Origin of the sequence: Streptomyces sp. NPDC059989 (genome assembly GCF_042736975.1) — a bacterium.
Lineage (GTDB): Bacteria > Actinomycetota > Actinomycetes > Streptomycetales > Streptomycetaceae > Streptomyces.
The window spans coordinates 1-12,329 of the sequence record NZ_JBHWUO010000101.1 but is presented as its reverse complement, the minus strand read 5'-3'; the positions used below and the strand labels follow the sequence as shown (position 1 = coordinate 12,329).

Sequence of the window (12,329 nt, the reverse complement as noted above, 5' to 3'; positions counted from 1 at the left end):
AGACTGGCCTGAACGGGCGCGTAGCGCAACCTCAGCCCCGGCGGGGCTGGATTGCCCGACGGCAAAATCCAGCCCCGCCGGCGTTTGAGGCGCGGGGTCCGGGGCGGAGCCCCAGGAGGCCGGGCCGCGGCCAAGCCGCGACCCGACCCCCGCCGGGAGGCGGTCAGGCCTTGGACGAGGCCACGTCCACCGGCCGCACCCGGAGCGCCACCCGGCCCGGGAGGGCAGTGGCCGCGAGGGCCAGCAGCCCGGCCACCCCCACCACCCCCGCGTAAGCGACCGGCAGGACCGCCGGCGCCGCCACCCCCGTCATCCCGACGCTGAAAGCGGTCAGCACCGCCAGCGCGATCCCCGACCCCAGCACCACCCCGATCAGCACCACCGCCACCGCCTCCGCGCGCAGCATCCGCAGCACCTGCCTCCGCTTCGCGCCCGCGAGCCGCAGCATCCCGAACTCCCGTACCCGCTCGGCGGTCGACATGGCCAGCGTGTTGACCACCGCGATCGCCGTGAAGGCCAGCACCAGCCCCATCGCCAGCAGGTTGATCTCCGCGCCGGCATCGGCCCGCTCGGCCCGCACCTCGTCCGCGTCCCGCGCGGACAGCACCGCCACCCCCGGGAACCCCTTCAGCGCCGCGGCCAACTGCTCCCGCCCGGTGCCCGGTTCCGCGGCCACCAGCACGCTGCCGGCCAGCGGGTTGTCCATGTGCGCGGCCACCAGCCCGTGCGGCAGCGTCAGATCGCCGAAGCCCAGGCCCCGCGCGTACACGGCCGAGACGGTCAGCGTCACCGGAGTCCCGTCCCCCAGCGTCAGCTTCAGCGGGCTCCCCGGCTTCAGCCCCAGCTGCTCGGCGGCGAGTTCGCTCACCGCCGCGCTGCCCTCCCCGAATCCGTCCAGGCTGCCGCCGGTGACCGCCGGGTCCCACGTCCGGGTCAGCCCGGCCGTGGTCACCCCCTGCGCGGCGTACTTCGTGAGGCCCACCCGTACCGACGTGTGCACGATCTCGGTGGCCGCCGTGACCCCGGGGGTGCGGCGGATCCGCTCGGCGGCCTCCCCCGTGACGCCCGGACCCTGCGCGGCCAGCACCCATCCGGCCCGGACCCCGTCGCGGGCCTGCGCCCGGGCGGCGTCCCCGAGCGTCGGAGTGACGAACAGCACCGTGCAGGTCATGCCGACCAGCAGCGCGAGCGGGGTGACGGCGGAGGCCATCCGGACGGCGTTGCCGCGCAGGTTCGCGGTGGCGAGGTGGCCGCCCGCGCCGGCCAGCCGCAGCGGACCGGCGAGCAGCGCGGTGGCGGCCCGTACGAGCAGCGGGCCGAGCAGCGAGACCGCCCCGGCCAGGACCACCACGGCCAGGAAGGTGACCGGGGTCGACGCCGGCTCGGTGCGCAGGCCGGCGAGCACCACGACCAGGACCGCCCCGCCGGCCAGCAGCAGCACGCCGAGGACGGTCCGGATCCACGCGGGCCTGCGCCCCTCCAGGGCCGCTTCGGCGAGCGCCTCGGCGGGGCGGATCCGGGCGATCCGCCGACCGGTGATCCGCGCGGCGGCCCAGGCCCCGAGCAGGCTCGCACCGACGGCGACCACCATCGGGAAGATTCCGGCGGTGCGCTCCAGGGCGGTGGGGACGACCCCGCTGTCGACGAACCGGCCGTACAGCCAGGCGGCGAGCGGCAGTCCGGCGAGCGCCCCGGCGACTCCGGCGGCCAGGCCGACGACCAGCGCCTCCCGGCCGATCATGCTCCGCAGCTGCTTGGGCGTCGCGGCGATGGCCCGCAGCAGGGCGAGTTCGCGGTGGCGCTGCTGGATGGACAGGGCGAAGGTGCCGACGACCACGAGGATCGCGACGAGCAGCGAGGTGCCGCCCATCGCGCCGCCCATGGAGACCAGCTTGATCCGGGCTCCGGCGGCGTCGAGGAACTCGACGGGACCGCGCTCGTCGCCCGTGCTGACCTGCGCCGTGGTGCCCTTGAGTGCCTGCGCGACCTGCCCGGCCAGCCACCCGGCGTCGACGCCGGGTGCGGGCAGCACGCCGATGGCGCTGACCTGTCCGTCGCGGGCGGCGAGCCGCTGGGCCTCTGCGTCGCCGAAGAAGAGCGCGCTCTGCTGGGCGAGGTCGCCGCGGGCGGTCTTTGCGACTCCGCTCACCCGGTACGCCTTCGGCTCGCCGGTGGACTGCACGGTGAGCTCGGAGCCGGGCTTCAGCCCCGCGCGGGCGGCCAGCGCGTGGTCGACGACGACCTCGTCGCCGCCCTGGGGGGCCCGGCCCTCGGCGAGGGTGAAGGGGGTGAGGACGGCGGAGGTCCAGGCGTGCCCGTAGGAGGGCTTCGCGTCACCCGCCGGCGCCTTGACCAGCGGGACGGCCTGGAAGGTGAGTTCGGGCACGGCCCGCTCGACGCCGGCCACGGACCGCACCGTTTCCAGGGTGGCCGCCGGGAGCCAGGCCCGCTCGGCGACGGGCTTGGCCTTGTGCTTCTCCTTGGTCTTGCCCTTCTTCTCCTTGACCGTGGTCTCGTGGACGTTCTGGTCGGCGGAGACGAGGACCGGCGTGGCCGCGTAGCGCTCGGTGCCGATCGTTCCGCGGAGGCCCGTTTCCAGGAGGGTGCCGCACGCGGTGATGAGGGCGGCCGCGCACAGGAGGGCGACGAAGGCGCCGAGGAAACCGGCTTTGCGGTCTCTGACGGTCTGGAGGGCGTAACGCAGCATCATGCGGTCAACTCTGGCGCCGGGCACGCCTCCTGACATTGGCGTACTCCGGTGTGTGCACCCGGGGGCTACCCCCACCCCGGGCCCACCGGCTCACTCCCCCGGGTAGCCGAGCTCGTCGGCCTCGTCGCCGTCCTGGCCTTCCGCCTCCAGCGCGCGGCGGACCACCCGCAGGGCCATGCCCTCCGGGTACCCCTTGCGGGCGAGCATCCCGGCGAGGCGCCTGATCCGCTTGTCGCGCTCCAGGCCCCGGGTGGAGCGGAGCTTGCGCTCCACGAGCTCCCGGGCGGTCTGCTCCTCCTGCTCGGAGTCGAGCTGTCCCAGGGCCTCCTCCACGAGGGTGGCGTGCACCCCCTTGGTCCGGAGCTCCTGTGCGAGCGCCCGGCGGGCCAGGCCCCGGCCGCGGTGCCGGGACTCGACCCAGGCTCCCGCGAAGGCGGCGTCGTCGATCAGGCCCACCTCCTCGTACCGGGAGAGGACCTGCTGCGACACCTCCTCGGGGATGCCCCGCTTGTGCAGGGCGTCCGCGAGCTGGCGCCGGGTGCGGGGGCTCCCGGTGAGCAGGCGCAGGCAGATCGCCCGCGCCTGCTCCTCGGGGCTCTGGGGCGGCAGTTCCTGGCGGCCTTCACGGCCGCGCCGGCCCTCGCCGCCCCCTTCCTGCTCCCGCACGGGTCAGCTCTTGGCGACGGCGGCCTTGGCCGTCGTCTTGGCCTTCGTCGCCGGGGCGGGCACGGCCGCGGCCGTGGCGTCGGCAGCTGCGGCACCGGCCTCGGCGGTGGCGGTGTCGGCGTCCTTGCGGACCCCCACGCCCAGCTTCTCCTTGATCTTCCGCTCGATCTCGTCGGAGAGGGCGGGGTTGTCGCAGAGGAACTTCCGCGCGTTCTCCTTGCCCTGGCCGAGCTGGTCGCCCTCGTACGTGTACCAGGCGCCGGCCTTGCGGACGAAGCCGTGCTCGACGCCCATGTCGATCAGGCCGCCCTCGCGGCTGATGCCGTGGCCGTAGAGGATGTCGAACTCGGCCTGCTTGAACGGCGGCGCGACCTTGTTCTTGACGACCTTGACGCGGGTGCGGTTGCCGACCGCGTCCGTGCCGTCCTTGAGGGTCTCGATGCGGCGGATGTCGAGACGCACGGAGGCGTAGAACTTCAGCGCGCGGCCACCGGTGGTGGTCTCCGGCGAGCCGAACATCACACCGATCTTCTCGCGGAGCTGGTTGATGAAGATCGCGGTGGTCTTGGACTGGTTGAGCGCACCGGTGATCTTCCGGAGCGCCTGGCTCATCAGGCGGGCCTGGAGACCCACGTGCGAGTCGCCCATCTCACCCTCGATTTCCGCGCGCGGCACCAGGGCCGCCACGGAGTCGATGACGATCAGGTCGAGGGCACCGGAGCGGACGAGCATGTCCACGATCTCCAGCGCCTGCTCGCCGGTGTCCGGCTGCGACAGGATGAGGTTGTCGGTGTCGACGCCGAGGGCCTTCGCGTACTCGGGGTCGAGCGCGTGCTCGGCGTCCACGAAGGCGACGGTGCCGCCGGCCTTCTGCGCGTTGGCCACGGCGTGCAGGGTCAGGGTCGTCTTACCGGAGGACTCCGGTCCGTACACCTCGATCACGCGGCCGCGGGGCAGCCCGCCGACGCCGAGGGCGATGTCCAGCGCGGTCGACCCGGTGGGGATGACCTCGATGGGGTCGTTCGGCTTGTCGCCGAGGCGCATGACCGCACCCTTGCCGAATTGCCGTTCAATCTGTGCGAGCGCGGCGTCGAGAGCCTTCTCGCGGTCGGTGCCTGCCATGGGTTCCACCCGGTTTGCTTGAGTCGATCGCTTCACGCCATTGACGCTAATGCCTGCCACTGACAATGCGCCTCCACGACCGGTTCGGCTGTGGATAACTCATCAGAATGGATGTTCGATTTCCCTGTCAAGCGCGCCACGCGAGACCCCGCGCGAGAGCCGCCGCGCGAAGGCCGACCCCCATCAAGTGACAACCCGCGGTTGACACTCCAGGACTGTCAACCTACGGTTGCACTCATGACGAACCCATCCGTGGAACCCGTTCGCATCGCCAACCCCGTGCGCCTCGACGACCTGATCGAGGCCATCAAGAAGTCCCACGCCGACAGCCTGGAGCAGCTCAGCGGCGCCGTCGTCGCCGCCGAGCACCTGGGCGACGTGGCCGACCACCTGATCGGCCACTTCGTCGACCAGGCCCGCCGCTCCGGCGCCTCCTGGACCGACATCGGCCGCAGCATGGGCGTCACCCGCCAGGCCGCCCAGAAGCGCTTCGTCCCCAAGGCCGACAAGGAGGGCGACGCCGCCCTCGCCCCCGACGCGGGCTTCGGCCGCTTCACCCCCCGCGCCCGCAACGTCGTCATGACCGCGCAGAACGAGGCCCGCTCCGCCGGCAACACCGAGATCGGCACCGCCCACCTGGTCCTGGGCCTGCTGGCCGAGCCCGAGGGGCTCGCCGCCCTCGCGCTGACCGCCCAGGGGGTCTCCGCGGACGACGTACGCGCCGCCGCGGCCGCCACGCTGCCCCCGGCGGCCCCGGAGGTCCCCGACCTGATCCCCTTCGACGCCAACGCCAAGAAGGCCCTGGAGCTCACCTTCCGCGAGGCCCTGCGCCTGGGCCACGGCTACGTGGGCACCGAGCACATCCTGCTCGCGCTGCTGGAGCTGGAGGACGGCGGGGGCGTGCTCAGCGGCCTCGGAGCGGGCAAGGCCGCCACCGAGGCGACCGTCACCGAAGCCTTGGCAGCCGTACTCGGCGGCGCGGACGGCGCCGAGTAGAGGCGTCCGCGTCCTCCGTCAGCGCGTACCGCTTCACGTACGCGCCGAGGAAGGCCTGCAGCGTGGCGATGGCCGGGATCGCGATGAGCGCCCCGACCGCGCCCAGCAGGGCGGTGCCCGCGACGACCGAGCCGAAGGCCACCGCGGGGTGGATGTCCACCGTCTTCGAGGTCAGCTTCGGCTGGAGGACGTAGTTCTCGAACTGCTGGTAGACCACCACGAACCCGAGGACGTACAGCGCGTACCAGGGATCGACGGTGAAGGCGATCAGGATCGGCAGCGCGCCCGCGAGATAGGTGCCGATGGTGGGGATGAACTGGGAGACCAGCCCCACCCACACCGCGAGCGCGGGCGCGTACGGCACTCCGAGGACCACCAGCAGGATGTAGTGCGCGATGCCGGAGATCAGCGCCATCAGCCCGCGCGAGTAGAGGTAGCCGCCCGTCTTGGTGACGGCGATCTCCCAGGCGCGCAGCACCTCGGACTGCTTGGCGGGCGGCAGTACGGAGCACAGCGCGCGCCGCAGCCGCGGTCCGTCGGCGGCGAAGTAGAAGGAGAACAGTCCGATCGTCAGCAGCTTGAAGAGTCCGCCGAGCACGGCGCCGGACACGTCGAGCACGCCGCTCGCGCTGTTCTGCACGTACTTGCGCAGCCAGTCGGAGCGCAGCAGGCTGTCCTGGATCTCCAGCCGGGACAGCTCGGTGTGGAAGGTGCGGTTGATCGCGTTGATCACCGAGTCGAGGTAGCTGGGGAAGCCCTCCACCATCTCGACGATCTGCCCGGCGAGCATCGAGCCGAGCAGCGTGAGGAAGCCCGCGGTCACGACGAACACCGCGAGGAACACCAGGAAGGTGGCGAGCCCGCGGCGCATCCCGCGGGCCGCCATCCTGGACACCGCGGGTTCGATCGCGAGCGCGAGGAAGAAGGCGATCAGGATGTTGACGAGCAGCCCGATCAGCTGGTGGAAGGCCCAGCTGCCGAGCTGGAAGCAGGCGACGAGGGCCAGTACGAGCACCACGGCGCGCGGCAGCCACCGCGGCATCCGCGCCTCCGCTCCGCCCGCGCCCCCGCCCGGCGGACGGCCGCCTCCGGGTGGGCCGCCGAGGCGAGCCGGGTCGACCGGCCAGGCCGGCGTCGCGTCCCCGGCCCCCTGGGGTCCTTCGGGCCGGTCGTTCGTCTCATCAGTGGCTGCCACGCGGCCAAGTCTGGCCCACCGGCCGCCCCTACGGCGAAACAGCCCTGCTCAGCGCAGCGATGCCGGCACGTCCATCGCCGAACACACCGCCCGCCACACGTCCTTGGCTTCCCAGCCCGCGTCCAGCGCCTGGTGGACGGTCCGTCCGCCCAGCTCGGTCATGACGTGGTCCCGCGCGAAGGAGTCCGCGTAGCCCGCACCGAAGTGCTCCGCCATCCGCTCCCAGAAAATCGTCAACCGCATGACTCCAGTATCCCGCCCCGGAGAGTGCACCCGCCCCGTTCGTCCCCCCTCCCCGCATCGGGGCGCCCTACGGTTTCTCGCATGCCTGGAGACGAAGCCCCCTCGTCGGCCGCCCCGGCCCCGCTGGCCCGCGCCGAGCAGTTCATCTGGCTCACTGCCCGCGTACTGGAGCAGCGGCGGTTCGCGTTCCACTTCCTCGGCGGGGACGCCGATCCGGTGGACACCGCCCTCTGCTCCTACCTCAACGGCGACGGCGGCTACGGGCACGCGCTCGATCCGGATCTGCGCGGCCCGCTCAGCCAGCCCCTGCACACCGCGCACGCACTGCGCGTCCTGGACAGCCTGGGCCGCTGCGCCGGCCAGCGCATCGAGCGGCTCTGCCGCCACCTGACCCGGGTCTCCACGCCGGACGGGGCGCTCCCGGTGGCCTCCCCGGCCCCGCGCGGCTACCCGGCGGCGCCCTACCACCCGGTCTTCGACGACCCGCCGGGCGAGCTGCTGACCACGGGCCCGGTCGTCGGCTTACTGCACCGCAACCGGATCTGGCACGCCTGGCTGTTCCGGGCCACGGACTTCTGCTGGGACCGGGTGGAGAGCCTGCGCCGCTCGCATCCGTACGAGATCCAGAGCGCGGTGGCCTTCCTCGACGGCTCCCCCGACCGGGCCCGCGCGGCGGCGGCCGCGGACCGGCTGGGGCGGCTGGTGCGCGAGCAGCGGCTCGTGGTGCTGGATCCGCGGCGGCGGCACGAGTTCCCGCCCGCCCCCGGCTACGCGCCGGGCGAGCAGCTGTACCCGCACGACTTCGCGCGGCGGCCGGAGTCGCTGGCCCGCGGCTGGTTCACCGACGAGGAGCTGCGCCGCTCGCTGGACTTCCTGGCCGCCGAGCAGCAGGCGGACGGCGGCTGGCCGGTGCGCCGCCGGGCCTGGGCACCGGGCAGCTCGCTGGAGCGGCGGCCGATCGCGACCCTGGAGGCCCTGCTCACCCTGCGGGCGTACGGGCGTCCGCTCGGCCCCGCTAGCCGCCCAGGGCCCGAACGCCCGCGGTGACGACGACGGCGGCCGCGACGACCAGCAGGAACGGGGCCCGCAGCAGCAGGGCGACCGCGGCGGCCGCGAGTCCGGCGGCGCGGGCGTCGATGACGAGGGCGCTCCCGGTGCTGAAGGTCTGCTGGGCGGTGAGCGCGGCGAGCAGCGCGACCGGCAGCAGGGCGGCGAGGCGGCGCACCAGCGGCCGCTCCAGGGCCCCGGCGGGGACGAGCAGCCCGGCGAGCTTGACGGCGTAGCAGCCGACGACGGTGAGCCCGATGGCGATCCAGACGTTCACGAGCGGCGTCCCTTCATCCACAGCACGGCCGGCGCGGCCAGCGCGGCGATCAGCACGGGCACCCCGGCGGGCAGCACCGGCAGGAAGCCGAGCCCGAGAACGAGCGCGAGGGCGGCGACGGCCCGCTCGGTGGAGGTCTTCAGCATCGGCGCGAGCAGCGCCAGGAACACGGCGGGTCCGGCGGCGTCCAGCCCCCACGCGGCGGTGTCGCCGATGGCCTCGGCGCCGAGCGCGCCCAGCAGGGTGGTGAGGTTCCACAGCACGTACAGGCTGAGCCCGGTGACGCCGAACCCGAGGCGGGCCGACTTCCGGTCGGGCTGGGCCAGTGCCACGGCGGTGGTCTCGTCGATGACCCAGTGCGCGGCGAAGGGCCGCACGGCGCGCGGCAGGGCGAGCAGCTGCGACAGCCGCAGCCCGTAGAAGGCGTTGCGCGTGCCGAGGAAGAAGGCCCCGGCGGCGGCCGTGAACGGGTTCCCGCCGGCCGCGAGGGCCCCGACCAGCGCGAACTGCGAGGCGCCGGTGAAGACGAGCAGGCTCAGTACGCAGGCCTGCGCCACGCTGATCCCCGCCCCGGCGGCGGTCACCCCGAACGCGAACCCGGACAGCCCGACGGCCACTCCGACCCCGAGCGCGTCCCGTACGACAGCGGCGCGCGGCCGCTCGGCGGTGACCCCGTCGGGGGTCTCCTGTATCACCATCGAATGTTCTCCCACGCCCCGAAGGTACGCAGGGCGGGGAGGCCGGGTCTTGTACGTTCTTGCGCGCGGCCGGGCGCGCATCCGCCACGGACAGTTACAACAAGACTACGTTCGGCGCATGCCAACCTCTCCCGACCGGGCCCCCCGGCACCGGGCTCCCCGCTGGGCGGCGTTCCTGTGCATGGGCGGACTGATCACCTCCGGCGCACTGTTCATGCGGTACCTGCACGACCGGCCGCACGGCCTGGGCAAACACCGGGAGCAGCTGCTCCAGTTCTCCGGACAGCGAGAGGAAGCGTGCCGGGCCGTCTACGAACTGGGCCGGCGGTGTGAGGCCACCGGCGCCCGCATCGACGCCTTCCGGCACGCCATCAGCGCCGACAGCCACTGGCTGATCCCCTCGTACGCCCTGGCACTCATGTCACTGTTCGGGCTGGGTGTCCTCTTCCTGTACCGGCTGGCATCGCGGAGGTTCGCCTTCCGGGCGATGCTCCTCACCCCGGTGGCCGCCGCGGCGGACCTGGCCGAGAACGCCTTCCTGCGCAGTGCCTTGCAGCACATGGCCGACGATCCCGACTACGAGTTGCTGGCGGCCGCCTCCTTCGCGCTGCTGAAGTGGTCGCTCGTCGCCCCGCTGTTCATCATCGCGGGCTGGGTGCTCCTCACCCTGCTGGCCAGGTATTTCACGAAGAGGTCGAAACTGCGGCTCGCCCCGAAGGCGCCGGTCCTGCCGGGAAGTCCGGGGATCGCGCGCCGGATGGCCCGGACCCGGGCCGGCGAGGGCGTTCGCGGGACGGCCTTCGCGGTGGGTTTCTGGGCCCTGTTGATCATCCGCAGGATCCGGCGGCACGGCCCGCGGCTTCCCGTACGCTTCGCCCACCGGCTCGCCCACGACCCCGGCCACCGGCCGTGCGACCCGCAGATCATCGTGCCGCCGGCGGCACCGCACCGCTCCTCGCCCTTGGAGGACTGGACCGCGCCGCCGAGCGAGGCGGCGCCGCCGGAGAGTGCGCACCGCCGCTGGCGGAGCCGCTCCCTCCCCCTGCCCGGCCGCGAGGCGGCGGAGATCGGCATCTGCGTGTCCGGCGGCGGGATCCGCTCCGCGTCGGTCACGCTCGGCGCCCTGCAGGCCCTGCGCGAGGCGGGGGTGCTGACCAAGGCGCGCTATCTGGTGTCGGTGTCCGGTGGCGGGTTCACGGCCGGGGCCTTCCAGCTGGCGCTGACCACGAGACAGCCACGGGACCGGCGGCCGCAACCTCCTCCCCGGGCCGACCTGGCGACGCCTCAGGACGTGTTCGCACCCGGCAGCCCCGAAGAGCACCATCTGCGGCGGCACGCCAAGTACTTGGCCGACAGCCCCCAGGAATTCGTGCGGGCCCTGGGCGCGGCACTGCGCGGGGTCCTCGTCTCCCTCACGCTGCTGGCGCTGACGTTCACCGTGGCCGGGATCGCGCTCAACGAGTTCTATTCGCTCGTCCCCGTGATCGAGATCGAACGCTTCCGGCCGGGCGGCTTCGACCCCACCTCGGCCTCGGGTACGGCCACGGGCGTCCGGAACCTGTTGCTCCCCCGCTACGCCTGGCTGCCCATCGTCGGCCTGGTCGCGGTCGCCGGCGCGGTGTCCCTGGCGGCCTCCCTGTTCCGGCCCCGCACCGGGGCCGGGTGGCCGCGGTGGCTGCGGCTCTCGGTGAAGGGCATCGTGTGGATGGCCGTCGGGATCGCGGTGTACGCCCTGCTCATCCCCCTCGTGCTGTGGTTCTTCGCCTGGCTGGTCCAGCGTCAGAACCTGTTCCCCGAGGGGACGCAGGGAGTGACCCTCCTCGCCGGCCTCACGGCGGCCCTCACCTGGCTGGGCGCGATGTTCACCGCGCTGTACCAGCAGGTGAAGAAGATCCGGCCGGACGGTGAGAAGGCGGGATGGCTCTCCGCGGGCGCCACCTCACTGGTCACCAAGGTCGGTACGGGATGGCTCCAGTACCTCGTCGTCTGGGTGGTGCTCCTGGTCCTCGGCTTCGTCGGCCTCGCCGTGCTCTCCTGGTCCACCGTGCTGTCCGACCGGTGGCACTGGGGGTGGCGGCTGGGTCTGCCCGCCGCCCTGCTCGTCCTGGCCGTGGTGCTCGACCAGACCATGTGCAGCCTGCACCCCTTCTACCGGCAGCGGCTGGCCAGCGCCTTCGCGGTGCGGCGCGCGGTGCTGTGGGACGGCTCCGTCGGCGCCCTGCCGTACGACTACCACGCGGAGCTGACCCGGCTCAGCACGCACGCCGAGCGGGTGAAGCCCTTCCCGCAGGTCATCTTCGCGGCGGCCGCGGCCCTGTCCAGCCGCAACCGCACCGCGCCGGGCAGGCCCGCCGTCCCCTTCACCTTCGCCTCCGACTACGTCGGCGGACCCGATGTCGGCTGGGTGAAGACCTCCACCCTGGAGAAGACGTCGCACCCCTTGATCCAGCGCGACCTCACCGTCCAGTCCGCCGTCGCGGTCTCGGGCGCGGCGTTCGCGTCCACGATGGGCACGCAGTCGAAGGCGGTGCAGCGGCTGCTCGCCCTGTCCAACCTGCGCCTGGGCACCTGGCTGCCCAACCCGCTGTACCTCGCCGAGGTGGCGAAGTTCGCCCCGGACTGGACCATGCCCCGGCTCCCCCGGATGCGGCGGCTGCGCTATCAGCTCCAGGAGCTGATCGGGCTGTACTCCGACACCAGCCCCATGCTGCTGTGCACGGACGGCGGACACATCGACAATCTGGGCCTGGTGGAACTGCTCCGGCTGCGCTGCCGGAAGATCTACGTCATCGACTCCAGCGGGGACGTCCCCCCGCTGGCCACCACGCTCGCCCAGGCGATCGCGCTGGCGTACGAGGACCTCGGCGTCGAGATCAGCTTCGACCTGCCGGACCAGAACATGCTCACGCTCGTACCGGGCAGCGCCGAGAAGCTGAGCCCGGAGGACCCGATGTCGGCCCTGAACGCGCGCCTCTCCGCGCGGTGCGTCGTACGGGGCACCATCCGCTACCCGGAGCCCGTCGAGTTCACCCCGGGCGAGCCCGGGACCCGGGAGGGCACGATCGTCTTCGCCAAGGCCAGCCTGACCACCGACATGCCCTACGAGCTGCTGAGCTACGCCCTCACCGAGAAGGTCTTCCCCCGCCAGAGCACCTTCGACCAGTCCTTCGACCACGACCAGTTCGACGCCTACCTCGCGCTGGGCCGCCACCTCGGCGCCGCGGCCGCGGGCAGCCGGCCCGTCAAACGCGTCCAGCCGAACCTGAGCCTGCGGCCCGACCACTAGGCAGTGTCTGATGGCTCTTTGATGAGATCGCGGAGCCAGATCACGATGGCTGCTGTGGCCAGGGTGCCGTTGAAGATGTAGTCGCGTTT

10 protein-coding genes are annotated in these 12,329 nt (G+C 73.0%); 3 read left to right on the top strand and 7 right to left on the bottom strand.

Annotated features, from left to right (window positions below):
• Positions 1-163: 163 nt before the first annotated feature.
• From ACFWBN_RS38860 to recA, 3 genes are all read right to left on the bottom strand, one after another.
• Entirely contained in the window at positions 164-2,710 is a 2,547-nt protein-coding gene (locus tag ACFWBN_RS38860; protein WP_385186305.1) for an FtsX-like permease family protein, read from the bottom strand.
• 90 nt (positions 2,711-2,800) lie between these two features.
• Positions 2,801-3,376, bottom strand: coding sequence for a recombination regulator RecX (gene recX / locus ACFWBN_RS38855; RefSeq protein ID WP_385186302.1), 576 nt, complete (start codon positions 3,374-3,376; stop codon positions 2,801-2,803).
• A 3-nt stretch (positions 3,377-3,379) separates the two neighbouring features.
• Positions 3,380-4,498: a recombinase RecA gene (gene recA, locus ACFWBN_RS38850; RefSeq protein ID WP_385186299.1), complete on the bottom strand. Its 1,119-nt coding sequence runs from the start codon at positions 4,496-4,498 to the stop codon at positions 3,380-3,382.
• A 237-nt stretch (positions 4,499-4,735) separates the two neighbouring features.
• Here recA and ACFWBN_RS38845 point away from each other — a divergent pair, with 237 nt between their 5' ends.
• Positions 4,736-5,494: a Clp protease N-terminal domain-containing protein gene (locus ACFWBN_RS38845; protein ID WP_385186296.1), complete on the top strand. Its 759-nt coding sequence runs from the start codon at positions 4,736-4,738 to the stop codon at positions 5,492-5,494.
• On the opposite strand, the gene ACFWBN_RS38840 is transcribed toward ACFWBN_RS38845, so the two are convergent.
• Complete coding sequence (locus ACFWBN_RS38840; protein WP_385186293.1) at positions 5,445-6,689, bottom strand: AI-2E family transporter; 1,245 nt, start codon at positions 6,687-6,689, stop codon at positions 5,445-5,447. The two genes, ACFWBN_RS38845 and ACFWBN_RS38840, sit on opposite strands and share 50 nt — an antisense overlap.
• 48 nt (positions 6,690-6,737) lie before the next feature.
• Positions 6,738-6,932, bottom strand: coding sequence for a DUF3046 domain-containing protein (locus ACFWBN_RS38835; RefSeq protein WP_030154244.1), 195 nt, complete (start codon positions 6,930-6,932; stop codon positions 6,738-6,740).
• A gap of 81 nt (positions 6,933-7,013) precedes the next feature.
• Between ACFWBN_RS38835 and ACFWBN_RS38830 the strand changes: the two genes are divergently transcribed.
• Entirely contained in the window at positions 7,014-7,979 is a 966-nt protein-coding gene (locus ACFWBN_RS38830; protein WP_385186289.1) for a hypothetical protein, read from the top strand.
• On the opposite strand, the gene ACFWBN_RS38825 is transcribed toward ACFWBN_RS38830, so the two are convergent.
• A complete protein-coding gene (locus ACFWBN_RS38825) occupies positions 7,948-8,256 on the bottom strand; it encodes an AzlD domain-containing protein (protein WP_385186286.1) in 309 nt (102 codons plus the stop codon). The two genes, ACFWBN_RS38830 and ACFWBN_RS38825, sit on opposite strands and share 32 nt — an antisense overlap.
• Positions 8,253-8,954 (bottom strand): AzlC family ABC transporter permease, encoded by a 702-nt coding sequence (locus tag ACFWBN_RS38820; protein ID WP_385186283.1) that lies wholly within the window; start codon positions 8,952-8,954, stop codon positions 8,253-8,255. The genes ACFWBN_RS38825 and ACFWBN_RS38820 overlap by 4 nt, the downstream gene beginning before the upstream one ends.
• Positions 8,955-9,072: 118 nt before the next feature.
• Here ACFWBN_RS38820 and ACFWBN_RS38815 point away from each other — a divergent pair, with 118 nt between their 5' ends.
• A complete protein-coding gene (locus ACFWBN_RS38815) occupies positions 9,073-12,240 on the top strand; it encodes a hypothetical protein (RefSeq protein ID WP_385186280.1) in 3,168 nt (1,055 codons plus the stop codon).
• Positions 12,241-12,329 lie beyond the last annotated feature (89 nt).